Below are 25,752 nucleotides of genomic sequence, written 5' to 3'. Positions count from 1 at the left end.
AGCCCGGCTTGCGCCCGTGAGCTGCAATGGGGGTCGTGCCTCCTCGCCGACGCGCCTACGCCGTGAAGTCCCGGCAGGCCCCCGAGCCGCGTTGGCAGCGATGGGCCGGCCAGGCGACAGCCCTCGCTGCAATCGGCGCCCTGGCCGTCAGCACCATCTCCATCTACTACACCGGCCGATCCGTCGACGCGACCCAGACTCAGGTGCGCATCCAGGAGCAGGGACAGATCACGGAGCGGTTCGCCCGGGCTGTCGAACAGCTCGGCTCGGCTCAGGCCAGCGTGCGGCTCGGCGCGATCTACAGCCTCGAACGACTCATGCGTGACTCGCCGGCGGACCAGCCCACGATCATGGAAGTCCTGTGTGGCTTCGTGCGAGAAAGGTCCCCGAACAAGGAGAACAACTACAACCCGCACGAGTTCACCTGGAAGCCCTTCCTCGAAGGCCCCTGGGTGCGACGCTTCACCGCCACCGATGTTCAGGCCGCGGTCAGCGTCCTCGGCCGCCGCAACGCCGCCAACGACGGGAGCACTCGGGTGGACCTGTCCGGGGCAGACCTGGACGGGGCAGTAGTGGCCGGGCAGTTCCAGCGCGCCAAGTTCAGTCGCTCATCTCTGGTCAAGGCCAGACTCGAGGGGTTGTTCGACGGCGCTGACCTCACCGAGGCGGACTTGGCACGCGCCGAGGCCGAAGGCGTCCAGATGACCGAAGTCGACTTCAGCAATGCCCGGCTCGATCAGGCGGATCTCGACTACGCCCGCCTCTGGAGCGCGAACCTCACTCGATCGTCAGCGAACCTCGTGAGCTTCAAGTCCGCTGACCTCCGCAATGCCGACCTGTCCGACGCGAAAGGTGAACTGGCGTTCTTCCCGAGGGCGAAGCTGAGGGGCGCGTTCTTCGTTGACGCACAGCTTCCGCACGCGTGGTTCGGGCATGCCGACCTCCAGGACGCCAACTTCCTCCGGGCCGACCTGCGCGGCGCGAGGCTTTCCGACGCGGAGAACGTGCCCGCGGCCGTGCTCTGCGTCAGGGTCGACGACGAGACGGAGCTTCCCCCGGCGATGACGGTGAACCGGACCGACTGCAAGCCCAACGACCTCGCGGGACCCAGCCCAGCACCGACCCGCGGCGGCTGAGAAACGACTACCTCGGGGCCTTTCCATCGGGCGGCGCTGAGATCCACCGCCGATCTTGAAAAATCCCCAGTAAGCCGCACGTTTCTTCGCCGGGAAGCGGGGGTCACGCCGTACGCAGCCAACCGAGGGTCTTCATGGTGGTGAGGCTGGTCGCCTTGAGGCCGGCGTCGGACACGGTCCAGAGCACGCCGTCGACCACCAGTGACCGCCGGATCATCACCACGTCCCCGGGGCGTCCGCCGCCGAATGTGTGCTCGACGGTGCCGGCCTCGGTGAATCCGCCGTCGCCGACCCGCAACGCCAGCGCCACGTTGCTCGGCAGGCCCGGCTTGCCCACGGCGCCCGAGCCGTGGACTGTCAGGGGGACCACGACCAGGCGTTCGGCCGGCCAGTAGAGGAAGGCGTGCGGGTCGAACTCCGCTTCGGAGTGCCCCTGCCGGACGTGGTACTGCGCGATCCGGCTCGGCTTGGCCGGATCGGCGACGTCGAAGAGCGAGAGCTGGGTGCCCTGGACCCGGCCCTGGTCGGTCGCCTCCTGCCCGACACCGAGCAGCCGTCCTTCGCCGACCGGGTGCAGATACGCCGAATACCCGTTGATCTTCAGTTCCCCGCTCACCTTGGGCGCGGTCGGATCACGCAGGTCGACGGTGTAGAGCGGGTCGGTCTGCCGGAACGTGACGACGTACCCGCTGCCGCCGACAAACCGTACGGCGTGGATCCGTTCCCCCTTGCCCAGTCCGGTGACCTTGCCGACCTGGGCCAGTGTCCTGCCGTCGGCGCGCAGGACGTACACGCTGGACGTCGAGTCGGGCTTGGTGCCCCAGGCACGGCCACGGGTGGTGGCGACCCGCAGATGCCCGTCCCACTCCGACATGGCGTACTGGTTGACCAGCCAGCCCGGAACGGTGGCGGCAGCGACGTACCGCAGGGCGCCCGCTCCCCCGGTGTCGAACTGGTAGATCTCCGTGGTCTCGTCCTTGGGATCGGGCGCGACGTTGCGGGCGGTCAGCATGGGCAGCACCCGCCAGCGCTGGTCGTTGGCGACGTACAGCCGGCCTCCGGTGCTGTAGACCGTGTCGCCGTCGGCCATCACGGTGACCGGGTCGCCGGCGCCGAGCATGGCCGCCGCGAGGTCGAAGCTGAGGACGGTCACCAGCGAGGTGCCGGAGTAGCTGGCCGGCCGGCTCACCCGTTCGCAGCCGACCCGTCCCGTGCTGGTTCGTTCCCCCGAGGTGATCTCGTACCGGGGCAGCCAGTCGTCGGCCGTGGACCTGTCGATGATCTCGCGGTTGGCGGCGGTGCGCTGCGCGTCGGTGGCCCGTTCCCGGTGCGGGAAGGTCAGCCGCGGCGCGGAGCGGACCACGACCCGGACCGTCGTGCCGACCTGGCGGGCGTCCACCAGACCGCCATCGATCCGGTACTCCCCGATGATTTTCGGCGCCCCGGCGAGGTCGACCATGACCAGGCGTGGACCGACGATGTCACCGCGGGTCGGACCGGCTGCGGCGGGCCGCCCCTCGGGGACGGCCGGTTTCGCGATCGCGGCCCACCCCTCGCGGAGCAGCACGAGCGCCCGGTCGCCGTGGAGGAGGAGGCTGCCGTCGGTCCAGCCGTCGGCCCCGGGCACCAGCTCCAACTCCCCGGTCAGCCGCCGGGTGGCCGGGTCGATCACGTACAGCTTGCCCTGGGTGACGGTGACGAGCCGCTTGCCGTCGGTCTTGACCAGGTCCGGTTCGTCGACCCCGGCCTCGTGCGTGTTCGTGCCCGAGTGGCCGGCGGTCCCGGCTCCGGCCGCGTTGGCCCCGGCCGCGTCCGCCTGCTTCGCCGCTGCGGGCGCTCCGGCCTGTTCCGCCCGGCCGAAGGTACGGAAGTCCCCGCCCGGCCCGAACCCCCAGGGCCCGACGTACGTCTTGGCCGCTGTCTTGAGCTGCCGCATCGCCTGCTCGCAGGAGTCGAACGCGACGAGCCGGAACCCGCCGGCCGGCACTCCGCCGTCCCGTCGTGGCGTGGGAACCGCCTCCGCCGTACACCCGCTGATCAGCGACAGGCTGGCGACCAGGGCCAGCCCCATCACCCGGGGAACGCCGGTCGTTCGAGGCCGTAGGGGGACGCCGCTGCCTGTCATGCCCCTAGGACGTGACTGCCGTAGGCCGGGTTCCCGGGCCGAGGCATCTGGATGAGGCCGCTGCGGCTGACCTGACCCACGACCCGCAACACAACAGCCGCCGAGCGGAGCGATAATCGATTCGTCCCCTGTTCAGGCTGAAGGTGCAGCGGCACGTCCCCGGACGGCGAGCGTGGTGGCGACCTCGAGACCGGCCGTACCACGACGGCGAGCAGGTTTCGCCGGAGCCGCGAGTGGTGATTGTCGGCGCATGTCATCGCTGTCCTCGCGGGCTCGCGGCGCCGTCTCCCGCGCAGCCGACAACCCTGGCCTGGAGCACCTCACCCGGGCCGGCTTCATCGGCTACGGAATCCTGCACCTGCTCTTCGCCTGGGTGATCGCGCGGGTCGCCTCGGGTGGACCGACCGCCGACCGCGACCAATCGGGCGCCATGCAGGAGATCGCCGACGAGCCGTTCGGGCTGGCGCTCATCCTGGCGATCGTCGTCGGGCTGGTGGCCATGGCAGTCTGGCAGGTGCTGGAGATGTTCCGGGGGCGCTTGCTGACCGAGCGGATGGCGTCGGCCGGCCGGGCCGCGTTCTACCTCTACCTTGCCTTCAGCGGGATCAAGGTGCTGCGCGGCAAGAAGTCGTCGAGCGCCGACACCCAGCAGGACACCGCCGAGGGTCTCCTCGCCTCGAGCGGCGGGCGGGTCACGGTCATCACGGCGGGGCTGATTCTGGCCGGGATCGGCGGATGGCTGGCGTTCGTCGGGTTCACCGGGCGTTTCGAGAAGCACCTGCGGATCGGCGAGATGGCGGCCGGGACGCGGCGGCTCGTGCGCCGGCTCGGCGCGGCCGGTTTCGTGGCCAAGGGCCTGGCGTACGGGATCGCCGGCGCCCTGTTCGTCATCGCGGCATGGCGGTACGACCCGGACAAGGCACGCGGACTCGACGCGGCGCTGCGGACGCTGGCCGGCGAGGCGTACGGCACCGGCCTGCTGCTCGTGATCGCGGTCGGCTTCGCGGCGTACGGCCTGTTCGCGCTGACCGAGGCGCGCTACCGCAAGGTCTGACCGGTCAGCCGAGGCCGGGCCAGGCAGCGAGGTAACCGAGGTCGGTGAGCACCACCCGGCTGACAGGAGGCCGCAGGTCGGCCGAGAGCACCAGCGCCCAGGCGTCCCCGCCGGCGTACGGAGCCAGCCGCCGGCCGCCGTGCGTCAGCCGCGACCGGCCGGCGGTGCCCCGCACGCGTGGACGTGATCGGCAACGGACCGCCTCCCTTGGCCGGACCGTCCGGCAGACGCAGATCCAACTCGCCCTGCCGCGCGGTTAGCCGCTGCCGCGCCACCGCCTTGAGCAGCTCCAGGTCCGCATCCGTGTGCGCAGATCCGATGTGCTCGATGTCCCGCGAACCCCGCCGCTGGGAATGCACGATCTGCACCGCCCGCGCCCCGGACGCCGTCTTCACCGTCCGCACGTACGCCACGACCGACACCATAGAACCCGACCCGTTTAGTGCGTGCCTCCCGACACAACACCCCAGGTCACACCCCCACAGACCCCCGAATCAGCCAACCGTGAGTCAAGTCGGGTTAGTGCGTGACTTGGCGGGCGTGGATCCTCGATGATGGCCTGCTTCTCGGCGGGGATGGCGGGGCGGAGGTCTGTGTCGTGCCATTGATCGCGATGGTCGCCGAGCGCAGCGGCCGCGGCTGCTTGATGACGTTGCGGATCGCCAGCTGAGTCGGTGACCGAGACCTCGCCGCCGACGCTGATGGCTCCTTGCAAGGATGGTGGCCATGGCGAGCTTCCACGCGCGGTACGTGTCCGGCGATCCCGACGACGTATGGCGCGACCTGCGCGGTCTTGGCCTACAGGTCTTCGACGCCCCGTACCGCGAGGACGCCGAGGCGGTGGCGCGCGAGTTCGCCGACCGTGCCCGCAGGAACGTCGAGACGCTCGTTGAGCGGCTGCAGGCGCAGGGCTTCCGTGCGGAGGAGAACGACGACGAGGGGACGCCGCGTCGCGCCCACGTTCCCCCGTCGCCGGGCGCGCCCGCGCTGGCCGACTGGCTGGAGGTGACGTTCGCGCCGTTCCCGATGACGATCAGCGCGTGGATCCGGCAGGTGGGCGATGTGTGGCTCGTCGGAGAATTGCCGGGTTGGCCGGCCAGCGTGCTCGCGGACCCGTTGGTGGTACAGCTCGAGTGGGCCGAGCGGGGCGGCTCGCGCTCCTACTACGAGGCCGAGCACGCCGCGTACCTCAGGGACACCGCGCGCCGGGACGCCGGCATCCCGTTCCAGCTCGACTACGCGCCCGACGAGCTCCACAAGGCGAACATCAGCGGCGACGCGCCCTACGGCATCGACCTGCCCGGCCCCGGAATCGACGGGAAGGTGGGGCCCGCGATCTGGTTCGTCGACGATCTCAACACTGCGTTCGCCGCCGGCGGCTTTCCCGGTGCGCTGTGGGACGAGGGCTACCAGGAGCCGCCCGCCGGATTGCGTGAGTCGCTCGCCGCGGGGCTGCTGCGGCTCTGAGGCCGCCAGACGGCTGGCCGGTCAGACCCAGTTGACTCATTCGGTTAGTGCGTGAAAACAGCCCCACCTGCAGGCATCACCGCAGGTGACGCAGCGCGGGCCTCACGAGCGCGGCACCGTGAGCCAACTCAGGTTAGATCTGGCGGCGTTCCGTGACGGCGTCCTTGAGGGAGCTGGCCTTGCGGCCGGCGACGTGGTGGTCCTCGACGTGGGCTGCGGGACGGGACTGATCGGGTTCGGCGCGCTGGATCGACTGGGCCCGGACGGTCGTGTCATTTTTGTGATGTCTCACTGGATGTGCTCGACGAGTGCCGGCGCACCGCCAGTGGCTACGGGCGGTGCAGCTGATCTCGCCGGAATTGCTGACGCCTCCGTCGACGTCGTGACTACTCGGTCGGTGCTCATCTACTCCGATCGCAAGGCCTCCGCCTTCGCGGAGTTCTTCCGGGTCCTGCGGCCGGGCGGACGGATCTCCCTGTTCGAGCCCATCAACGGCTTCGTGGAGCAGCTCCGGCCCGATGATCTGTTCGGCATGGGCGACTCGCCCGTGAACGACCTGATCGCCAAGGTCCGCGATGTCTACCGGGGCACCACCGAGGAAACCACGCGACCGATGATGGACTTCGACGAGCGTGACCTCGTCGGCTGGGCGGTGACCGCCGGCTTCGAGGCGGTGGAACTGGACTACCGCGCCCAGGTCGACGTACCCGCCGACCCGATCTGGGACTCGGAAACACTCAAGTGCGTGGCGCCCAACCCCCGGCTCCCCACGTACGGTGAAGCGATCGTCGCCGCCCTGACCGACGACGAACGCGAGCGTCTCGACACGTACATGAACGCCCTGGCCGCGGCCGGCACGCCAACGCGGCGCACGATGGCCACGGCGTTCCTTCGCGCACGGCGTCCGCACTGGCACCGCTGAGGACGTACCGCGCCACCCCGCACTCACCGACGCACCGGACACGGGTGTCCGCAAGGCCTGGAAGCCACCCACCGTAGCGCCCGGACCGCAGCAGATCCGCGCACCGGACCGAGGCCGTCCGTGTGCTGTGCCCGGCTGGTTTCGATGCCAACTCTCACCCGGACTCGAGACGATCCGCACGTTGCTGGGCGAATGCCGGACGACCCGCAATCCAGATCGTTACGTCCGTGGCGATCTTGCTGCGGTCATTCGAGACGTACAGCTCGTGCTCACGGGTCTTGGCGTCGCGCAGTTCGATCTCGAAGCCGCCGGTGTCGATGCTGCTAATGACGACGTGCCATTCCTGGCCGTTGCCAGGTGGCTCGATCGTCAGGAACGTGTTGTGGCGGCTGTCAAGGTCGCCCATCGCCTCGAAGATCGCGCCTTCCGAGGGCTCGTCGATGACCACACCGGACTCCGGCTCCAGGCGAACGACACTGCCGTCAGTGCCCGTCACAGCCTCTCCTGCTGAAGCCCCTCGCGTCGGGCGCAGCATGCCGCCGTGCGGCCCTCCCCGTGCGTGCTCATCGGCGCCGTCGGGGCGGTAGCGGCCGATGAGTGGGCGCTCGGTCGGCGGCAGATGATTGCGGCCTTGGGAGCGCATTACCGCAGCCGGCTCGCTTCCGGGTGATAGTCCCGGCGTGCCGCCCACCATCAGGACGTCGCCTCCTCCGTTGGCGACGTGTCTGTTTCCTTCCAGAGCCAACGTCACCCACCTCGCTCACCTGCCTAAACACCGGGCATCGACCGTTGGCCGCCGTAACCCACCACGGGTCAACGCAGCGGATGCGTCCGCCCGTATCCTTCTGCGGTGCTCCTCACCTCGACCGCAACCCGCCCTCGTCGGCGTCTGCACGCAGAGCCAGCATCCTTCAAGGTGATCGTCGGGTTCCTGGCCACGCTGCTGCTCGCCGGCTGCGGGCTCATCGCTCGTCCCCACCTCGACGCCACGCTGCGGTTCGAGTTCGCGGCCACCACCGGGGCCGGGTACATGAACCAACTGCTCACCATCTACAACGACAGCACTCAAATGCTTGCCCCGACGCTGCAGTTCACGGCGCTCGACGCCACCCGAAGCCCGCTACCGGCCGTAAAGGTCACCACTGTCTACGGCAGCGACCAGGGCAACCTGGTCGTCCCACCGGGCGGTGGTGTCGACGTGCTGATCTTCACAGGCGAGGGAGCCCAATTCGCCGAGGACGTGGTCGTGACCGCGCTCACCACGGAGACGATCGAGGCCCCAGCCGTCCATGTCGAGCCCGTTGTCACCCCGGTGGACGAATCCGGCCGCGTGCTCGACCGCAACAGCCGGTTCACCGCCGTGTCGCTGCGCAATGACGACAGCGAACAAATGAGCGTCCGGTTGGTCTACATCATCTGGACCGTTCCCGAGGGAGACCAGCGCCAGCAGGCCGCTCAGGTCGTACCGGTCGGTGACCTGATAGTCGTGCCGCCCAAGCAGACCACCCTGGTGCCGGTGACCGGCGAGGCGCGGACCGCCATGGTGGGCGCTGCAGGGCGCTTCCCGACAAGCATCAAGGCGTACCTCTCCCGGTAGCCCGCAAGCCGCTTCAACAGCCCCGGATCGGCCGAAGAACTCGGCTGCGCCAATACGTGGGCGCCTATCGTGTCGTCAGCCGGCTGCACTCCAGGACGCGCGATCTGCGGCAAGTGAGTGCAGAGAGTTAAGAATCTCAGCTCACTCAAGAGTGCCCGCAGCTGCAGGACTCGAGTCGCGGATCGCAGCGCTCATCGACGATGCCGGCTGGTTCCCGCGTTCCCGTTGACCGAGTTGAGGCGGTCACCTGGGGAGCTTGTCGAGGCGCTCCCGGATGTCGGCTACAAGATCCTGCTTGCCGCCCTCGGACAAGGCGAGGATCGCGTGTTCCCCAACGTCACGCGCGCCGGGAAGTCCCTCCTCCGCCAGGATGAAGAACAGGCTTCCCGCGGTCAGACCATCCTCTTGCCGCTCGCCAATATCCTGGAAGATCTTCCCTGCTTGAAGGTGGGCTTTGACAGCATCACCGACCCGGCCCGCGCCGAACAGCACGATGCCGAGTTGTCGGTACGCCTGCCCCTCGCCATACCGATCCCCTAACGTTGCAAAGATTAAGCCAGCTCGGGCGTGTGCATCGATGGCATCATCGAGCCGGTTGAGGCCGGACAACGTGCGTCCGAGGCCAGCCCAGGTTTGCGCCAGTCCGAGGCGATCGCGAAGCTGATCGAAAATGTCGTAGGCCGTGCTGTGGGCCTTGTAGGCATCACGGTGCCGACCCAGCCGATTTAGAGCGATGCCGAGATTATTCAAAGCCAGACCTTCACCCCGGTGATCGCCAGTCTGCTGGAAGATCTCCCGAGCGTGGATAGCCGGTTCGACGGCCTCGTCAGGACGGCCGGCTTCAATCAGCGCGAGGCTCAGGTCGTTCGACGTCACTGCTTCACCGTGCGGATCCCCCGCCTCCTGGAAGAGGTTACGCGCGTTAGCCTGTGCTTCTGCCGCTTCATCGGGCTGTCCATTCTCGGCAAGAGCACCGCCCAGGTTGCCCCACGCCTTAGCTTCGCCGTGTTTGTCACCAGCCATCCGGAGGATGTCGCGCGCGTTGGCGCTGACTTCGATCGCCTTGTCGAGGCGGTTCGTTTGGCGGAGGACGATGCCGAAGTCGTTCCACACCCGGCCGGTCGCGCGTAGGTCGCCGGCTTCCTCCAGCCGTTCGAGGCTGTTGCCGAATGCTTCGGCAGCCTCCTCGAATTGCTGCATCTCGGTTAACGCTAGTCCCAAATTGTCCCACGCTGCGCCCTCATAGCGCTGATCGCCGAGTTGATGGAAGAGCTGCTGAGCATGAGTTGCGGCTTCCGCGGCCGCGCTGAAGTGCCCAGCTTGGTAATACGCGATGCTCAGATTGTTCGACGCCGCAGCTTCGCGGGATCGGTCACCGACGTGATGACAAAGGTGCCGAGCCCGCGTGGCGATGATGATCCAATCATCGAAATGGCGGCGCAGGCTTTGGTACTCGCCGAGGGTCAGAGCGAGATCGATCGTCACCTCGGTCATCCGGAAGGCCGGCGCGCTCGCCGCCACAGCCATCAGATTGGCGTGCTCGCTGTCCAGCCAGGTCAGGGCCTCGCCGCGGCTGGCAAAGGTGTGCGACTCGGCCACCGCAGTTGGGGTCAGATGCGTACTCGCCGCACTAGCAGCCCAAAGGTAGTAGCGGTACAGCCGCTGCCGCGCCTGACTGGTTTCGGCTTCCTCACCGCCGTCACTGGTGCGCTGCTGTTCGGCAGCGTGCAGACGGAGCAGGTCGTGCATGCTCCAGCGTTCCGGTGCTGGTTCGGTCACTAGGTGGGCCCGATGCAGGTCGGCGAGCAGTTCCGCGGCCTCATGCTCCGGGAGCCCGGCGAGGTGGGCGGCGGCGATGGTGGCGATGTCGGTCCCCGGATTTATGGGGAGTAGCCGGAACAGACGCGCCTGCGGAACGGTGAGATGCTGGTAGGACAGGTCGAAGGCGGAGCGTACGGCCTTCTGCTGCCGGGTCAGGCCGGACAGGCGGTGCTGTTCGGCCCGCAGCCGGTCGGCGAGTGTCTGCGGCTGTAGCTGACGTCGGTCGACCAGCAGCGCCGCCACGATGCGCAGCGCTAGCGGCAGCCCCGCGCACAGGCCTGCGAGTTCGGTCAGCGCTTCCCGGTGGTCCGCCTGCAGGCGTGGATCCTCCGGGCCGAGACGAGTACCGATCACCTCGGCCAGCACGTCGGTGGAGGCATCCTGTCCCAGCACATCCAGATCGTGCAGCCGAGCGTCCAAGTCGAGCGTGTGCCGAGAGGTCACTAGCACCGGTATCCGGCCATCGCTAGGCAACAGCGGACGGACCTGTTCCTCGCTGTCAACGTTGTCGATGACCAGCAGCAGCCGCCGGTCGTGAGTGGTATAGGCGTCAAGGACGCTGCGCCAGAGCAGGGACCGGCCGCTCAAGTCGGCCGGGATGTGCTCACCCGGGATCCCTAGCGCCGACAGCCATCCCGCCAGAGCGTCCTCGGCGGAAACCCGACGGTCAGGGTCGTAGCCGAACATGTCAACGAAAAGCACGCCGCCGGGAAACCATCCATCAGCAAGGACCTCGTGGGCGATGTGCAGCACCAGCTCGGTCTTGCCGACCCCGGCCATCCCGGCCACCGCGGACACCAGCTGGACGCCGCCGGGACAGTCGGACCTCAACGCTTCGCGTAGGGCCTCCGCAGCATGCTCGCGCCCGGTGAACACGGGCGAGGCTGGCGGCAGCCCAGTCAAGGCCGGCCGGATCTCGGCTGGCAACGTGACTGAGATATCCCGCCCCATGATCACCGAGCTGAAGAACAGCCCGCCGGTGATCTTGTTCGACACTCGATCGAATCTCACTTCGCGGTTCCCGAGTCGTTACCTTCAATCGAGGACGTGGGCGGCGGCAGAGAGACATCCTCGATGTCACGGCCCATGATTAACGGTTCGTGGAAGGTGCCGCCTCGCACCTCGTTGCGGACCTCCGACGGTCCTTGTTCGGGGCGTGCCGCGGCCCCGGTCGATGCCGGGCGGCCCGAGCCGACGCGCCGCACGTCCCGGCCAAGCAGGGCTGTCCCCTTCACCAAGGCGTCCGTGACTGTGTTGTGTACCTGATTCGTTGGCCCGGACGAGCTACCGCGCGCCTTGACCACGCTGTAAACAGCCAGGGCTAGCCCGGTGGTACCGATAAACATGCTGATCACGCTGGACCAACGGTCGGCGTCCTCCAGCCCAGCTCGCGCCAGCGCCACGGCTAGCGCGATTAGCCCGACCACCAGACCCACGATCCACCACGGCTTGCCGATGCGCACAATCACCACTGCATTGTGACCGCTGTGCTGCCACTGGGTGAGGTTGCGTCTGCAGTAAGCGATTCGTCGGGTGCCCAGGCCACCAGGTCCGGTCACGTCTGGGTCAGGCGGACGAGGATAGCGCCGGCGTGCCGGCAGCAGGTGCAGCGGAGCGGTGATGTCTCGCGGGCGGTCTTCACCGTGCCGGGTGAAGGCGCCGATGTCGGTGACGTGACCGGACACCTCCTGACCTGGCATCCTGCCGAGGAGGAGGAACCGCATGGTGCCACCGTGTAAGAACCCCAAGAGTTCCGGCGCCAGGCTGTGGCACTGGTGCTGAACTCCGGCTGTCCGAACTGCGACGCAGCCTAGGAGCTGGGCGTCAAGCAAGGGATGCTGCGGAACTGGGCCACCAAGGCCAAGCAGGACCGGGCCGGCACGGCCGGCGGCCCGTCGCAGGCATCGCCCTGCTCGCCGCGGTGGTCGTCTTCGCAGTGGCGGCGCGGGTGGCCCTGCGGCAAAAGCCCGGCTCGACCGCGGTGTGGTCGCTGGTGCTCGCGGTCCTCGGCCTGCCCACCGGCATCATCGTCTACCGGTCCGGGCTGCCGGCCGCGCTCGGTATCGCGGCGATCGTGTTGGGGCTGGACGCGCGGCGCCGCCTGGGCCGGCTCCCCGTCAGCGCCACCGTCGGGATCGGGCTCGAAGCGGTCATCCTCATCGCCAATGCGATGCTGGCCTTCGCGAGCTGACACACGTCACGCCATGATCGCCGCTCCGGGAGCGGCGATCATGGCATGCCTCCGATGCCGTCGCTCCCCGCCAAGCGGCCACATTGAGCGCAGCGACGTGGACAGCGCGCAAGCCGGGTCCTCGCCGCGCGCGACCGGGTGCTGCACGCCGCCGTCGCGCTCGCCGACCACGCGTCGATTCCGTGAGCATGCACAACCTCGCCCAGGAGCTGGGCGTCGTACCGACCGCTCCTGCTTCAACTCTGCGTCCTACGACCCGCGGCGCCGCCCGCCACCGGCCCCCACCGGTTCGATCACCTGCGAGAACTCCTCGGGAAGTTGGGCCATGGCATTCTCGAACTCGTCTCGGGTTACGGCCTCACGTAGGGTGGTGAGCACCGCACGGACCCCGGCACCGGCGAGCGCACGGTCGACCCCCGGACGATCCCCCACCCTCTGCACAAACTCGTCGAGCCCGAACGCGGTGGCCATTTCCCCTCCGAGCGGTCTGCTCAGGTGATCGGCAAGTCGATCCGGAAGCTGATAGGCGAGGTCCTCAGCCTGGCCGGCGCTGATCCGATCCGCCAACGTCTCCAACGTCACGCTTGTCAGTGTCGCCGCCTGATCGGTCGACACCTTTGCCCGCGTGGCCACTGCATTGATGAAATCCTCGTATTCCACCTGATTCTCCTCCCCGGCCGATCCCCCGTCGAACGGCTGGAACGCGTCACATCGCTTCGTTGTGCGAACTGGTACCTCGACAGCCTGCTTCGACGCGGGGTGATCCGGCCTCATCCCCATCGGGCGAATCACCACGGCGCCCTGCGGCGACGCCGCCGGCATTCCGTTGGAACGGGACGAGCGGGAGAAATGTTGGCGAGGCTGCGCCAGCGCGGCTGCGAGCTCACCCGCAGCTGCAGACCGGGCCTGCCGGGAGGGCGCGCGCGGGACCTACCGGGCGGACCTGGTTGGCCTGATCGCCCACCTCCGCCATCTCGTGGCGGCCATCGGTGGGATTGCATCGCCCACGGTCTGGGGTGTCGCGCCGATGACCGGTGTATTGCTCCGCCCTGCTGGTCCGTTTCCGCTCTTTGGCGACCTCCGCTTTTGTAGGTTGGCGACAGAAGCGTGCCTCCGCCCCCGAGGGGCGTGCCGAAGGAGGCAGACCCGTGAGGCCCAGCCCGCTCCCCCGGATCCTTCGCCGCCGCGGTGAGCCTGAATATCCGACGTTCCTGGAGCTCTTCTTTGACCTGGTCTACATCTTCATGCTCTCCAGGCTCTCGGCGGGGCTGGCCGAGAACCTCACCTTGCGGGGCGCCGCCCAGACCGCCGTCCTGTTGATGGCCGCCTGGTGGGTGTGGGTACTGACCGCGTGGCTCACCGATCTGTTCAATCCGCGGCTGCCGGTCATCCAGGCCACCGTCCTGGCGGTCATGTTCGGCACCTTGTTGATGGCGATCGCGGTGCCGTACGCCTTCGCCGAGTACGGCTGGCTGCTCGTCGCGGCGTACTTCGGCATCCATCTCGTCCGCGACGCCGTCCTCATCCCCGGCACCCGAGTGAATCGCCCGATCCAGGCCCGCAGCATCCGGGTGTTCTTCTGGTTGGGCATCACGGCGCTGCCGTGGGTCGCCGGCGTGTTCGTGCACGGAACGGCCCGGCTGCTGCTCTGGTCGGTCGCGGTGGCGGTCGACCTCGGATCGGCCCGGTTGGGCTGGCCGACGCCGAAGCTTGGTCGCACGGAACTGGCCAGTCAGATCTTCACCGGCGCCCACCTGTCCGAGCGGCACCGAGAGATCTTCATCATCGCCCTCGGCGAGCTGATCCTGAGCGGCGGCATCGGGCTGGCCGGCAGCGGCTTCCAGGCCGGCCGGGTGGCCACGAGTTTCGTCGGGTTCGCCAGCGCCGTCGTGCTCTTTCAGCTCTACTTCCAGCGGGTACGGCAACTGCTCGCACCGCCGGCCGTCACAGTGGTGGAGCGGGTCCGGTCCGGCACCTCCACCTCGTACAGCCATCTGGTGATGGTGGCCGGGGTGCTGGTGGTGTCGACCAGCGTCTCGCTGGTCGTCGACCGGCCGTTCGGTGCGGCTCCGGCTGCCTGGATCGCCGCCATCCTGGGCGGGCCGGCGCTGTTCCTGCTCGGGAGTTGCCTGTTCGACGCCGTGGTCACCGGACGGGTCCTCTGGTCCCGGGCGGTGGGGATCGTGGTGCTTTGCGTCATCGGCCCCGTGATGGCGTTGCTTCCGCCGCTGGCGATCCTGGTCGTGGCGAATTTGGTGCTGCTGCTGATCCTGGCCTGGGAGACGCTGCCCGCGCACGCGCGGCCGGTCCGGGTGACCGTGCCGACCGGGTGAGGGTCACCGGAGCGCCGGTGGCATCGGCGTGCGGGCGTGCCGGTGGGTGCTCACCAGGTTCGCCGCAGCGACCAGGGCCAGGATGCTCATGGCGAGCAGCGCGACCGCGACCGGCGGCAGCAGGCTCGCGGCCGGCGCCGCGCCGGCCAGCAGGACCAGCCCGGCCAGCCGGGACCGGGATATCCGACCGAAGACCGTGTAGTCCAGCACCGCGCGACCGACCAGGAACAGCGCCGGTCCGCCGAGGATGACCGCAGCCCACGAGGGCGGCGTCTGCCCGAAGGGACGCATCACGACGAGGTGACTCGTGACCGCCATGCCGGCGATGCCCGCCACCATGATCAGGTGAGTGACCGCGGCGGACTGCGTGAGCAGTGACGGGTTCGTCGATCGCGCGATGGCCTCGGTCAGCAGCTCGCCGGCCCGGTAGATGTAGATCCGCCAGGTCAGCACCACGATCGTGAACACCACCAGGAGCGCCCACGCCCGGTCCGAGGTGTAGCCGCTCACGGTGAAGGTCGTCCCGATGACGAAGATGGCCGCGCCGAGGGCGATGATGACGAACTGCCGGTACCGCTCGGCCACCCGCTCGCCGACCAGCCGCCACTCCTGCGGCTGCGATCTTCCAAGCTTCGGCAGCGGCCAGCCGAGTGAGGCGGCGACGTACTCCATGGCGATGGTCGCCGCCCAGAGCAGGAGGCGGGTGTGGCCGGTGGCCAGCCCGCCGCCGATCCAGCCGATGGCGGCGATGCTGTACCAGAACAAGATCCGGCCGCTGCGACGCGGCTCGGCCGCGCTCGGCACGAGCAGGAGGTAGTAGATGCTCGAACCGAGGTGGATCGCCAGGTAGGTGATCGCGAAGAGCAGGCCGCGCCCGTCGTAGGCGTCGGGTGCCGCGGCCGCCAGCAGCAGGCTGCCGGCCGCCACGCCGATGAACTGCACCTGGACCGCGGGCCGCATCAGGTCCAGGGTGTCGGCGGCCCACGTGGTGATCGCCCAGACCAGGGTGAACGCGAGCAGCAGGACCAGCGTCTGGCCGGCGCCGGTCCAGCTCACGTCGTCGGCGAGCGTCTTGACCAGGGAGATCATGGCGAAGACGTACGTCAGGTCGAAGAAGAGCTCCAGGAACGCGGGGCGGCCGGGGTCCCGTGGGATCGGAGCCGCCGTGTCGGCGCCGCCTTCGGTCACCATCGACGTCCTCCGGACCTCCGCACCGTCCTCGCCTGAGGACAGGCTACGGGCACCGACCCGGCCGGAGGCTCACCATCGGCCTCATACCCCGCTACCGCGCGATCTTTGGTTCGTGACGGCCCGGTGAGCGATGACTGCCGCCCTCGGCGCCGCGCGGCGCCGTCGGGATAACCGAACGCGTTTCCGATTCCCGGACAGAACAGGGTCATCCACAGGTCGGACAGGGCGGCGGCGAGACAGAGATCCCTTCATCCACTGGTCAGCCGTCCAGCCGGCCACTTCACCACCGAGGATGGTGTACGGCGTACACCATCATGAGGCGTTACCGTGTGGCAACCGCTTCCTGGGAACGCGGCGCCGGGTCCTGACCCCAGGGAGGCAACCCGCCGATGTTCAACACCGCCCGCCTGCAGGTCATCCTGGAGATCGCCCGTCACGGCACCATCGTCGCCGCCGCGGAGCGCCTTCAGCTGAGCCCGTCCGCGGTCTCCCACCAGCTCGCCGCGTTGGAGCAGGAAGCCGGGGTGGCCCTGGTGGACCGGGGGCCGCGCAGCCTGCGGCTCACCGTCGCGGGCCAGCGCCTGGCGGACTACGCGCAGCAGATCTCCGATCTGATGTCGGCCGCCCGCGACGAGCTGTCCGCACACGGCGAGGGCCGCCAGGGAATGCTGCGGATCGGGTTCTTCGCCACTGCGGGCACCGAGCTGCTGCCGCGCGCGCTGTCGAGCTTCACCCGGGACCATCCGCAGGTCGAGCTCGCGCTGATCCTGGGGCAGCCGCACGAGCTACTTCCCCGCCTGCACCAGGGTGAGCTGGACCTGGTGGTGGTCTTCGACCATCCGCTGAGCCCGGCGCAGGAATCGCCGTATGCGAAGGTCGAGCCGCTGATGGTGGACCCCCAGCTGGTGGTGCTTCCTGCGGATCATCCGCTCGCCCGCCGGCGGCGGCTGCGGCTCGCCGACCTTGCCGCCGAACCGTGGATCACCACCCTCGGCGTGCAGGGCGAGGTGTCGGTGCTGGAGCTGGCGGCGCGGGCGGAAGGCTTCGCGCCGCGCATTCGCTGCCGCAGCGACCATTACGAGGTCGTGCTGGGCCTGGTCCGGGCCGGTGTCGGGGTGGCGCTGGTGCCGTCGCTCGGCCTGCGCAACCCCGGTCAGGTGGTGGTGCGGCCGCTCGCCCACGCCAAGCTGTACCGGGAGATCGGCGTGGCGCTGCGCTCCGGCAATCCCAACCCGGTGGTCGGCAGCTTCGTCGAGCGGCTGCGCGACGCGGCGGCGGCGCTCAGTCAGGAGTTGTCGCAGCGGTGGGGTCCGGCGAGCCGGTCGACCGCCGTACCCCAGCGGCGCAGTTCGGCGACGGCGGCCCGCTCCTCCCCCGGCGCGAACGCGGCGATCACGGCGTAGACGACGGTGTGCCGGCCGGACACGATGCCGGTGTCGGCGCGTACCCCGGTGTCGGTGCCGGTCTTGTTCTCCACCCGGACGCCGTCGCCCGACCATGGGTCGTGGCCGATGGAGTCGGCGACCATCGTGCGGTCGGTGTTCCCGGCGAGCCAGCCGCGCAGCAGCTCGCAGGCCTGCGGGCTGTGCCAGGTCCCCGCCGCCACCTCGGCGAGGAAGGCGCAGAGTTCTCCGGCGGTGCCGGTGGCGAAGGTCTGCGGTACGCCGGGGCCGCGTGCGGCGCGGATCCGGTCGTGCACGGTGGTGTCCCGCAGCCCGGCGCCGCGGGCCAGGTCCTGCACGGCGTCCAGGGTCACCAGCCGCAGCAGGGCGTTGGTGGCGGCGTTGTCGCTGACCGTGGCGACCGCCGTGGCCAGGTCGGCGACCGTCCACCGCCGGGGTGACAGCTGGCCGAGCAGGCCGGTGCCGCCGACCTCCCGGTCGGCGTCGAGCAGCTCGACCGGCTGGTCCGCCTCAAGGGTCCGGTCGGCGAGCCGGCGGGCCACCTCGCCGAGGAGCAGCACCTTGCCGACGCTGGCCAGCGGCAGGACCAGGTCCGGGTCGGTCGAGAGGGTGTGGCCGTCGTCGAGGCGCCGCACCATCGCCCCGATGCGCACCGCCGGGCTCATCGCCGCCCCGGCGCGGCGGACTGCCGATCGGGTACGGCCAGCACCCGGCCCGGCCGCGCGTCGGTGACCTCACCGCCGTTAACGACGACCCGGCCGCCGACGAGCACGCACCGCACCCCGTGCGGCGGCGCCAGCGGATCGTCGTAGGTGGCGCCGTCGGCGATCCGCTGCGGATCGAGGACCACCAGGTCGGCGGCGTACCCGTCGGCGAGCAGCCCTCGGTCGCGCAGGCCGAAGCGGGCCGCGGGCATCCCGGTCATCTTGTGCACGGCCCCCGGCAGGTCCAGCAGTCCCACGTCGCGAACATAGTGGCCGAGCACCCGGGCGAAGCTGCCCGCCCACCGCGGGTGGGGGCGACCCCCCTTCGGTACGCCGTCGGAGCACAGCATGGTCAGGGGGCTGGCCAGCACCCGGCGTACGTCGTCCTCGTGCATGGAGTGGCTGAGGATGGTGACGTCGCCGTGCTCGGCGGCGAGCAGCTCGCAGGCGTAGTCGACGGGGTCGACGCCGGCCGCGGCGGCCAGGTCGGCGATGGTGTGCCCCTGCGCGTCGGGGTTGTTCGGTGCGGACGCGACGCGGATCAGGTCCCAGCCGCCGTTGCCGACGGTGTTCTCCCAGCCGGGCACGCCGGCGACCAGGTCGTGGCGGATCCGCTCGCGGACCGCCGGCTCGGCGGCGGCGGCGAGCATCGCCGGCACGCCGTCGGCGATCAGCCACGGCGGCAACATCGCGTGCAGGGCCGTGCTGCCGGCGGTGTACGGGTAGACGTCGCAGGTGACGTCCAGCCCGTCGGCGCGCGCCTGTTCGAGTCGGGCGAGGGTGCGGACGGTGGCGCCCCAGGCGCGCCGGCCGGCGGTCTTGTGGTGGGAGACCTGCAGCGCCGCCCCTGCCGCGGTGGCGATCTCGATGGCCTCCTCGAGTGCGGCTTCGACCTGGGACATCTCGTCGCGCAGGTGTGTCACGTACGGCTTGCCGTGCGCGGCCGCGACCCGGGCCAGCGCGATGACCTCGTCGGTGCCGGCGTTGACGCCCGGGGAGTAGATCAGGCCGGTGGACAGGCCGGCGGCGCCCGCAGCCAGGGCCTCGTCGAGCAGGTGGCACATCGCCTGGATCTCCGCCGGGGTGGCCCGCCGCTGGGCGAAGCCGACCACGGCGGCGCGCAGCGTGCCGTGACCGACGAGGGCGGCCAGGTGGTTGCGCCGGGCCACGCCCTGGGCGTCGGCGAACTCGGCGAACGACCCGTACGCCGACGCGGGTGGCCCGAACGTCGCGGCGATCAGCTCCCGCACCGGTTCGGCACGCTGGGGCGGGACCGGGAAGGGGCTGATGCCGCAGTTGCCGCAGATCTCCGTGGTGACCCCTTGCAGCAGCGGCGCCCGGCGCAGCACCTCCCGCTGCGCGTCGTCCCCGGCGAGCAGGTCGGAGTGGGTGTGCACGTCGATGAAGCCCGGCGCGACGGTGAGCCCGGACGCGCCGATGACCGTCTCGGCAGGGGTGCCGCTGCCCGGGGGCAGCAGCACGAGCCGCCCGTCGCGCACGCCCACGTCGGCGGGGCGGGCCGGCGAGCCGGTGCCGTCGACCACGTGCCCGCCGGTGACCAGCAGGTCCAGCCGCGTCATCAGAGCACCTTGGACAGGAAGGCGCGGGTACGGTCGTGCCGCGGCGCGGCGAGCACCTCCCGGGGCGGGCCCTGCTCGACGATCAGGCCCTCGTCCATGAAGACGAGGTGGTCGCCGACCTCCCGGGCGAAGCCCATCTCGTGGGTCACCACGATCATGGTCATGCCGCTCGCCGCGAGGTCCTTCATCACCTCCAGCACCTCCCCGACCAGTTCCGGGTCGAGCGCCGAGGTGGGCTCGTCGAAGAGCATCAGCTTCGGCGACATGGCCAGCGAGCGGGCGATGGCCACCCGCTGCTGCTGCCCGCCGGACAGCTGCGCCGGGTAGTGGTGGGCGCGGTCGGCCAGTCCGACCCGGTCGAGCAGGTCGGCGGCCCGCCGCCGCGCGGCGGCGGTCGGGACGCCCTTCACCGCGACCAGGCCCTCCATCACGTTCTCCAGGGCGGTGCGGTGCGGGAACAGGTGGAAGCGCTGGAAGACCATGCCGATCGACTCGCGCTGGCGGCGCAGCCGCGCGTCCGGCAGGGGCCGCAGCCGGCCGCCGCGTTCGGAGTATCCGATCAGTTCGCCGTCGACGTAGACGCGGCCGGCCTGCGGTTCCTCGAGGTGGTTGAGGCAGCGCAGCAGGGTGGACTTGCCGGAGCCGGACGGGCCGACCACGCAGACCACCCGTCCGCGTTCGATGGTCAGGTCGATGCCGCGCAGCACCTCCAGCCGGCCGAAGCTCTTGCGCAGGGACCGGCACTGCACCATGGGCGCGGTCATCGGGCGCTCCCGGTGAAGCGCAGGTTGCGGGTGATCCGCCCGCGCAGGGTTCCCGGCGCGATGGCGCCGAAGCCGCGGCTGAACCGGCGTTCCAGGTAGTACTGGCCGATGCTGGCGACGGTGGTCAGGACCAGGTACCACACGGACGCGACGATCAGCAGGGCGATCACCTCGAAGTTGGTCAGGTAGAGGCGCTGGGCGACGGTGAGCAGGTCGGCGCCGGCGATCACCGAGACCAGCGAGGTGGTCTTCAGCATGGAGATGAACTGGTTGCCGGTCGGCGGCACGATGATCCGCATCGCCTGCGGCAGCACCACCCGCCTCATGATCTTCATGCGAGACATGCCCAGGGCCGCCGCGGCCTCCTGCTGGCCGGGGTCGACCGCACGCAGGCCGGCCCGAACGATCTCGCTCATGTAGGCGCCCTCGTTGATGCTCAGCCCGAGCAGCGCCGCCACGAATCCGGTGACCAGGGTGTTCGTCTCCCAGGTCATCAACTTCGGGCCGCCGAACGGCACGCCCAACCCGACCTCGGGGAAGATCAGCGCGATGTTGAACCAGAAGATCAGCTGCACCAGCAGCGGCGTGCCGCGGAAGAACCACACGTAGGCCATGGCGCCGGCGCGCAGGACGCGGCTGTCGGAGACCTGCATCAGCGCCACGACGACGCCCAGCACCACACCGATCACCATGGACGCGACCGTGAGCTGGACGGTGACCCAGAGCCCTTGAAGGATCACCCGGTCGAACTGGTACTTGACGACGATGTCCCAGTGCAGGTTCGGGTTGATCGCGATGCTCCAGGCCAGCCAGGCCAGGACCAGGGCGGTCACCCCGGCGGCCAGCCAGCGCCCCGGCCGCAGCGGGTGACTGATCCGGTTCACCTCCGGGCCGGCGGGCCCGGCCGAGGCCGGGCCCGTGGCGGTCGTGTCCACCGGTGTGCTCACTTCTGGTCGTTGACCGTCGCGGTCTGCACACCGCTGCCCTGCACGCCCCACCTCTCCAGGAGCTTGGTGTAATCGCCCGAGTCGATCAGCTCCTGCAGGGCCCGCTGGACGGCGTCGCGCAGCTGGCTGTCCTTCTTGTCGATCGCGATGCCCCACGGGCCGGCCTCGTACTGGGCCTCCAGCACCTCGTACTTGCCGCTCTGCGTGGCCAGCAGCTTGGCCACCGGGTAGTCGACGATGGTGGCCACCGCGCGCCCGGCGTCGATCTGCAGCAGGCCGGTCGGGGCGTCCTCGCTCTGCGAGATGGTCATCTTCTTGGCGCACGAGGTGTTCTGCTTCTCGCCGATGGCGAGGTTCGAGCTGCCCTTGGCGAGCACCACGGCGCGGCCGCACAGGTCCGCCAGGTCCTTCACCCCGGCCGGGTTGCCCTTGGCCACCATGATGGCGCCGCCGGCCTGGAAGTAGTCGACGAAGTCGACGGCCTTGCGCCGCTCTTCGGTGTCGCTCATCGAGGACATCGCCAGGTCCCACCGGTCGGCCTGCAGACCGGGGATCAGGCCGGGGAAGCTGGCGTTGGTCATCTCCAGCTTCAGGCCGAGCCGCCCGGCGATCGCCGCCGCCAGCTCCGGGTCGACGCCGATCAGGTCCTGGGTCCCCTCCTTGTACATCTCCATCGGCGGGTAGCCCTCGGCGGTGGCGACCCGCAGGACGCCCTTGTCCTTGAGGGCGGCCGGGACCAGGTCGGCCGCCTTGGCGTCGGCGGCGACCGAGGCGGAGGCACCGGCCTGCGGCGTCTGGCCGCTGGTCGAGCGGCCGCAGCCGGTGACGGCGAGCGAGAGTGCGGCGAGACCGACGACAATGCGAAGCGCACGCTTCCTGACCACCGGAAACCTCCTGCCTGAGACGATGGCGGGGACAATATCCGGGATCGGTTTGCATGAACAGCCCGAATGCTTTGCGGGGTGAGCATCCAAATTTTCGAGGCTCGCCAGTGGAGCGAGAACTGGCTAACGGCAGCTTTCGCCACGCGCGACTTCCGGTGGAACGGGGGCGGCGAGGTGGAATGCACTCCGGGATCGTGCTGTTGACGTTGCCGGACACAGGCATGCACCGCCGACCCCGGGAGCTTCGACATGGCGCAGATCCGAGAGCTTTACCTGAGTGCGGCAGCGTCGGCGGCGAAGCTGCTCGCCGCCCCGCAGGTGGCCGCTGCCTGGCATGAGCCGAGCGCGTTGGCGAAGCTGAGCGTTCGAGGGCTGGCCGGACACCTGGCCGGGCAGATCTTCTTCATCCCCAAGGTGCTCGCCGAACCGGTGCCCACCGAGAAGGTCATCCCACTGCATAAGTACTACGCGCTGGTGAGTTGGATCGGGTCAGACCTCGATGATCCGTTCAACGTCCTCATCCGCACCAGCGGCGAACAGGACGCCGCGGATGGCCCGGCGGCGCTTGCCGCCCGCGTCGAAGCCACCGTGAGAGAACTACGAGCCGTGCTGCCGACTGCGCCTTCTCGGGCGGTGCGCCGCCCAACCTGGGGAGCGTGGTCGATCAGCCTGGACGACTTCGTGACGAGTCGGCTCCTGGAAGTCGCCGTCCACTGCGACGATCTCGCCTACAGCGTCGGCGTTCCGGCGCCCGAACTGCCCGCCCAGGCCATCGAGACCGTCGTCGACGTGCTCTCCCGCATCGCCATACGTCGGCACGGCGCTACCAACGTGCTGCGCGCCCTCAGCCGGGCCGAGCGCGCGCCCGCCTCGATCTCCGCGCTGTAGAACGCCGGGACGCCTGTGTCTCACGCCTTAGCGGCGACCATAAGGGCGTCGATCAGCGCGTGTGCGCGACGGTCGCGCCGGGTGGGCGGTCTTCCCCGGCGCCCCCGCTCGGCCCGACCCATCGGGCGAGCAGGTCCTGGACCTCCGCCACCAGCGGCCGGTGAGCCGGCACCGGCGTGATGCGCCGGCCGGACGAGAGCAACCGGGCGAGAATCCCCGGCGCCAGGAGCCACGCCGAGGCGTCATCAGGTTGGCGACCCTCAGGAACGCCGCCCGACGGCGGGGTGCCGCGCGGCGGCGGCCGCAGCCGGTTGACTACTGCCGGCTCGGCGAGCCGCAACAGCGCGATGGCCTCCGCCGCATCGGTGCACTGGTCCGACATGTCGGTCTGATGGCTGCTTCGGCCGCCGCATGCCTGCCTGGTCGTGATCCCGGCCACCTCCGCCGTCTGGCCATTGGCGCTCGCGCAGGGCGGGCGGCAGGGTCATGGGTCGGCGTCGTCGCGCCAGCCCCATCCCAGCAGGTCAGGAGCGTTCGTTGCCCGCCCACCGGCGTCCCCGCCCACCCCGTTCGGCCGCGCTGCCCGTCGCGACCGGAGCCCTCGCCGCCCTGCTGGTCGGCGGAGCGGGTCTCGGCTTCGCGCTGATCGGAGACGCCGAGGCTGACCCCGGCAGCGCCGCGCCGGCGCCGGCCACCGGCGCGCCGGGCCTCCGGCCGGCACCGGCCACCCCCACGCCGGATCTCCTGGCGACGCCCAGTGCCGCCGCGGTCTCCGGTCCGTCTCCCACCGACATCCCGCCGACTGATCAGGTGGCCCGGACCGAGTCGGTGCGGCAGCCGACCGCCGCCCCGGCGACTGCACGCCCGGCGACCGGCGCACCGAAGCCGACGGCCACAAGTCCGGCCACCAGGCCACCGACCACGAAGCCGACGCCCGGATCGACCGGTGCCCCCTCGCTGTCCCCGACCACCGCCCCGCCCAGCCCGTCCGGTACCCCCAGCCCGTCCGGCACCCCCAGCCCGTCCGGCACGCCCGGCCCGTCCGGCACCCCCACCCCGTCCCCGTCCACGCCTGGTCCGACCCCGTCGAGCGGCACTCCGGGGCCGAGCAGCCCGGCGCCCAGCGCCTCCGCGTCCACCGACCCGGCGTCGCCATCGGCAAGCCCCACGGGTACGACGACGCCGGTCACCTCCTGACGGTCGCCGCCGTAGACCGGCCAAAGCCCAGGTGCTTGTGAGGTGGTCCGGCCCTGAAGTCACAGCGTCCGGCTGGCATCAGGCGCCGAGGGAGTTGATTCCCCTGAGGAGGGGAGGCGTCATGGCGTCCGAGTCGACGATCTTGGTGGTATGAGAGTTCACGGCACCGCTCGATGGGCGTACGGCGCATTCGCGTGGCTGGCCTGGCGAACCGCGGGCGGCCGCCAGCGCCGGGTCGCGCCGCGCTCGGTCAGCCGGTGAAGGACTCGGGGCCGAAGCGGCCCCAGGCCAGGAAGGCGGCCAGGGCGAGATAGATCAGGTCGGGCACGATCGTCAGCGTCTCGCCACGGCGCAGGCGCATAGCCGCCGCACCGACGAACAACAACGCCACACAGACAGCGGTCACCGGCACCAAGACCGGCGCGATGTCGAGTACGGCGGGCATGATCAGGCCCACCGCGGCCAGGATTTCGAGGGTTCCGATGGCCCTGAGGGCGCCAGGACTGAAGTCCAGGACCCATTCCCCGGCGTGGCCAACGGCGGCGATTTTCTCCCTGGGTACGAACATCTTGGCGGTGCTGACCAGGAGGACGGCGGACAGCAGTCCGGCGACGATCCACAGTGTGAGGTTCATGGGATGCTCCTTGCCGGTTGATGGGCGATTCAGGTCTGGTCGGGTGTCCGGGCTCGTTCACCCCTGGTGGTCGATCCGCTCACCGGGCCGCTACCAGGGGATCGGGCCGTTCTCGCTGAAGAACCCGCCGGTCGGTCCGTCCGCGCCGAGCGTGGCCAGACGCACCACGACCGCGGCGCCCTGGGCGGCGGTGCGGTGCCCGGTGTGCTGGTTGATGTCCGTGGCGCAGAAGCCGGGGGCGGCGGCGTTGACGAGGATGCCGTCCTTGCGCAGCTCGTTGGCGTACTGCAGGGTCAGCGCGTTCAGCGCGGTCTTTGACGGCGCGTACCCGGCCACCGGGGGCAGCCCCGCGAACGGACCGTCCGGGTCGCTGGTGATGGTCAGCGAGGCGGCGTCGCTCGTCAGGTTGACGATGCGCGGCGCCGGTGACCGCCGCAGCAGCGGGAGCATGGCGTTAGTCACCGTGATGACCCCGAAGACGTTGGTCTCGAACACCGCCCGGACGATGTTCAGGTCGGCGACGCTCGGGATCTGCCCGCGGACGTCCAAGGGAGCGACGTTGCCGGCGCCGGAGATGCCGGCGTTGTTGACCAGCGCATCGAGGTGGCCGAAACGCTCCTCGACCTGCCTCGCGGCCGCCAGGACGGTGGCCGGGTCGGTGACGTCCAGGGTGATCGCGTGCGCCTCGCCCCCCGCCGCGCGTAACGCCGCGGCGGCCTCGTCGCCGTGCCGCGCGTTCCTGGCGCCGATCAGGACCGTCATGCCCAGGGCGGCGAGCTGCTCGGCGGTCGCGCGGCCGATCCCCTTGTTCGCCCCCGTGATCAGCGCGACCTGCCGGTGGGTGATCTGCTCGTTCACAATCAAGCTCCTGCTCGTGGAGTTGCGGGCCGCACGGACGGGCGCGCGGCGTGCCT

The 25,752-nt window shown here is 70.1% G+C and carries 25 protein-coding genes and 1 pseudogene; 9 read left to right on the top strand and 17 right to left on the bottom strand.

Annotated features, from left to right (window positions below):
* Positions 1–62 precede the first annotated feature (62 nt).
* Positions 63–1,136: a pentapeptide repeat-containing protein gene (locus tag ACQP12_RS14615; RefSeq protein WP_433288317.1), complete on the top strand. Its 1,074-nt coding sequence runs from the start codon at positions 63–65 to the stop codon at positions 1,134–1,136.
* A 103-nt stretch (positions 1,137–1,239) separates the two neighbouring features.
* Here the strand turns inward: ACQP12_RS14615 and ACQP12_RS14610 are convergent, their stop codons facing one another.
* Entirely contained in the window at positions 1,240–3,207 is a 1,968-nt protein-coding gene (locus ACQP12_RS14610) for a beta-propeller domain-containing protein (RefSeq protein WP_433289269.1), read from the bottom strand.
* A 304-nt stretch (positions 3,208–3,511) separates the two neighbouring features.
* Between ACQP12_RS14610 and ACQP12_RS14605 the strand changes: the two genes are divergently transcribed.
* Positions 3,512–4,315, top strand: coding sequence for a DUF1206 domain-containing protein (locus ACQP12_RS14605; protein WP_433288315.1), 804 nt, complete (start codon positions 3,512–3,514; stop codon positions 4,313–4,315).
* 4 nt (positions 4,316–4,319) lie between these two features.
* Here the strand turns inward: ACQP12_RS14605 and ACQP12_RS14600 are convergent, their stop codons facing one another.
* A complete protein-coding gene (locus ACQP12_RS14600) occupies positions 4,320–4,490 on the bottom strand; it encodes a hypothetical protein (protein WP_433289591.1) in 171 nt (56 codons plus the stop codon).
* A pseudogene (locus ACQP12_RS14595) lies at positions 4,480–4,728 on the bottom strand (IS1634 family transposase); the annotation flags it as partial. The gene ACQP12_RS14600 and the pseudogene ACQP12_RS14595, both read right to left, overlap by 11 nt.
* Positions 4,729–5,041: 313 nt before the next feature.
* Here ACQP12_RS14595 and ACQP12_RS14590 point away from each other — a divergent pair.
* Both ACQP12_RS14590 and ACQP12_RS14585 read left to right on the top strand, forming a co-directional pair.
* Entirely contained in the window at positions 5,042–5,782 is a 741-nt protein-coding gene (locus ACQP12_RS14590; protein ID WP_433288313.1) for a hypothetical protein, read from the top strand.
* 85 nt (positions 5,783–5,867) lie between these two features.
* Entirely contained in the window at positions 5,868–6,704 is an 837-nt protein-coding gene (locus ACQP12_RS14585) for a class I SAM-dependent methyltransferase (protein ID WP_433288311.1), read from the top strand.
* A gap of 154 nt (positions 6,705–6,858) precedes the next feature.
* Here ACQP12_RS14585 and ACQP12_RS14580 read toward each other — a convergent pair whose 3' ends face one another.
* Positions 6,859–7,455 carry a hypothetical protein gene (locus tag ACQP12_RS14580; protein WP_433288309.1) on the bottom strand — a complete coding sequence of 199 codons (597 nt, stop codon included), beginning with the start codon at positions 7,453–7,455 and terminating at the stop codon, positions 6,859–6,861.
* 99 nt (positions 7,456–7,554) lie between these two features.
* On the opposite strand from ACQP12_RS14580, the gene ACQP12_RS14575 reads away from it, so the two are divergent.
* Complete coding sequence (locus tag ACQP12_RS14575) at positions 7,555–8,301, top strand: hypothetical protein (RefSeq protein ID WP_433288307.1); 747 nt, start codon at positions 7,555–7,557, stop codon at positions 8,299–8,301.
* 243 nt (positions 8,302–8,544) lie between these two features.
* On the opposite strand, the gene ACQP12_RS14570 is transcribed toward ACQP12_RS14575, so the two are convergent.
* Positions 8,545–11,118, bottom strand: a complete 2,574-nt coding sequence (locus ACQP12_RS14570) for an ATP-binding protein (protein ID WP_433288305.1) — start codon at positions 11,116–11,118, stop codon at positions 8,545–8,547.
* Positions 11,119–11,129: 11 nt separating this feature from the next.
* Positions 11,130–11,846: a hypothetical protein gene (locus ACQP12_RS14565; protein WP_433288303.1), complete on the bottom strand. Its 717-nt coding sequence runs from the start codon at positions 11,844–11,846 to the stop codon at positions 11,130–11,132.
* Positions 11,847–12,058: 212 nt separating this feature from the next.
* On the opposite strand from ACQP12_RS14565, the gene ACQP12_RS14560 reads away from it, so the two are divergent.
* Complete coding sequence (locus ACQP12_RS14560) at positions 12,059–12,313, top strand: hypothetical protein (protein ID WP_433288301.1); 255 nt, start codon at positions 12,059–12,061, stop codon at positions 12,311–12,313.
* A 249-nt stretch (positions 12,314–12,562) separates the two neighbouring features.
* Here ACQP12_RS14560 and ACQP12_RS14555 read toward each other — a convergent pair whose 3' ends face one another.
* Positions 12,563–12,973 carry a DUF2267 domain-containing protein gene (locus tag ACQP12_RS14555; protein WP_433288299.1) on the bottom strand — a complete coding sequence of 137 codons (411 nt, stop codon included), beginning with the start codon at positions 12,971–12,973 and terminating at the stop codon, positions 12,563–12,565.
* A 488-nt stretch (positions 12,974–13,461) separates the two neighbouring features.
* Here ACQP12_RS14555 and ACQP12_RS14550 point away from each other — a divergent pair, with 488 nt between their 5' ends.
* Entirely contained in the window at positions 13,462–14,646 is a 1,185-nt protein-coding gene (locus tag ACQP12_RS14550) for a low temperature requirement protein A (protein WP_433288297.1), read from the top strand.
* Between the two features lie 3 nt (positions 14,647–14,649).
* Here ACQP12_RS14550 and ACQP12_RS14545 read toward each other — a convergent pair whose 3' ends face one another.
* Positions 14,650–15,837, bottom strand: a complete 1,188-nt coding sequence (locus ACQP12_RS14545) for a low temperature requirement protein A (protein ID WP_433288295.1) — start codon at positions 15,835–15,837, stop codon at positions 14,650–14,652.
* A 389-nt stretch (positions 15,838–16,226) separates the two neighbouring features.
* Here ACQP12_RS14545 and ACQP12_RS14540 point away from each other — a divergent pair, with 389 nt between their 5' ends.
* The gene (locus ACQP12_RS14540; RefSeq protein ID WP_433288293.1) at positions 16,227–17,240 is read left to right on the top strand and encodes a LysR family transcriptional regulator; all 1,014 of its coding nucleotides are present in this window, start codon (positions 16,227–16,229) and stop codon (positions 17,238–17,240) included.
* Here ACQP12_RS14540 and ACQP12_RS14535 read toward each other — a convergent pair.
* Genes ACQP12_RS14535 through ACQP12_RS14515 form a run of 5 tightly spaced genes read right to left on the bottom strand, consistent with a single transcriptional unit; the run spans position 17,123 to position 22,119 of the window.
* Positions 17,123–17,893: a serine hydrolase gene (locus tag ACQP12_RS14535; RefSeq protein WP_433288291.1), complete on the bottom strand. Its 771-nt coding sequence runs from the start codon at positions 17,891–17,893 to the stop codon at positions 17,123–17,125. The genes ACQP12_RS14540 and ACQP12_RS14535 overlap by 118 nt on opposite strands.
* A gap of 8 nt (positions 17,894–17,901) precedes the next feature.
* Entirely contained in the window at positions 17,902–19,524 is a 1,623-nt protein-coding gene (locus ACQP12_RS14530) for an N-acyl-D-amino-acid deacylase family protein (protein WP_433288289.1), read from the bottom strand.
* Entirely contained in the window at positions 19,524–20,288 is a 765-nt protein-coding gene (locus ACQP12_RS14525) for an amino acid ABC transporter ATP-binding protein (RefSeq protein WP_433288287.1), read from the bottom strand. The genes ACQP12_RS14530 and ACQP12_RS14525 overlap by 1 nt, the downstream gene beginning before the upstream one ends.
* Positions 20,285–21,235: an amino acid ABC transporter permease gene (locus tag ACQP12_RS14520; RefSeq protein WP_433288285.1), complete on the bottom strand. Its 951-nt coding sequence runs from the start codon at positions 21,233–21,235 to the stop codon at positions 20,285–20,287. The genes ACQP12_RS14525 and ACQP12_RS14520 overlap by 4 nt, the downstream gene beginning before the upstream one ends.
* Positions 21,232–22,119, bottom strand: coding sequence for an ABC transporter substrate-binding protein (locus ACQP12_RS14515; protein ID WP_433288283.1), 888 nt, complete (start codon positions 22,117–22,119; stop codon positions 21,232–21,234). Before ACQP12_RS14515 ends, ACQP12_RS14520 begins: the two co-directional genes overlap by 4 nt.
* Positions 22,120–22,368: 249 nt before the next feature.
* Here ACQP12_RS14515 and ACQP12_RS14510 point away from each other — a divergent pair, with 249 nt between their 5' ends.
* Positions 22,369–23,007 (top strand): maleylpyruvate isomerase N-terminal domain-containing protein, encoded by a 639-nt coding sequence (locus ACQP12_RS14510; protein ID WP_433288281.1) that lies wholly within the window; start codon positions 22,369–22,371, stop codon positions 23,005–23,007.
* Positions 23,008–23,059: 52 nt separating this feature from the next.
* On the opposite strand, the gene ACQP12_RS14505 is transcribed toward ACQP12_RS14510, so the two are convergent.
* The 4 genes from ACQP12_RS14505 to ACQP12_RS14490 all read right to left on the bottom strand — a co-directional run bounded on the left by ACQP12_RS14505 (position 23,060) and on the right by ACQP12_RS14490 (position 25,684).
* Positions 23,060–23,446 (bottom strand): hypothetical protein, encoded by a 387-nt coding sequence (locus ACQP12_RS14505; protein WP_433288279.1) that lies wholly within the window; start codon positions 23,444–23,446, stop codon positions 23,060–23,062.
* Positions 23,447–23,813: 367 nt separating this feature from the next.
* Positions 23,814–24,197, bottom strand: coding sequence for a hypothetical protein (locus ACQP12_RS14500; RefSeq protein ID WP_433288277.1), 384 nt, complete (start codon positions 24,195–24,197; stop codon positions 23,814–23,816).
* A gap of 257 nt (positions 24,198–24,454) precedes the next feature.
* Positions 24,455–24,838, bottom strand: a complete 384-nt coding sequence (locus tag ACQP12_RS14495; RefSeq protein ID WP_433288275.1) for a DoxX family protein — start codon at positions 24,836–24,838, stop codon at positions 24,455–24,457.
* 90 nt (positions 24,839–24,928) lie between these two features.
* Positions 24,929–25,684: an SDR family NAD(P)-dependent oxidoreductase gene (locus ACQP12_RS14490; protein WP_433289267.1), complete on the bottom strand. Its 756-nt coding sequence runs from the start codon at positions 25,682–25,684 to the stop codon at positions 24,929–24,931.
* Between the last annotated feature and the right edge of the window lie 68 nt (positions 25,685–25,752).

This window comes from Micromonospora sp. CA-244673 (genome assembly GCF_050948395.1).
Classification (GTDB): domain Bacteria; phylum Actinomycetota; class Actinomycetes; order Mycobacteriales; family Micromonosporaceae; genus Micromonospora.
This window is presented reverse-complemented; position numbering and strand designations above follow the sequence as displayed.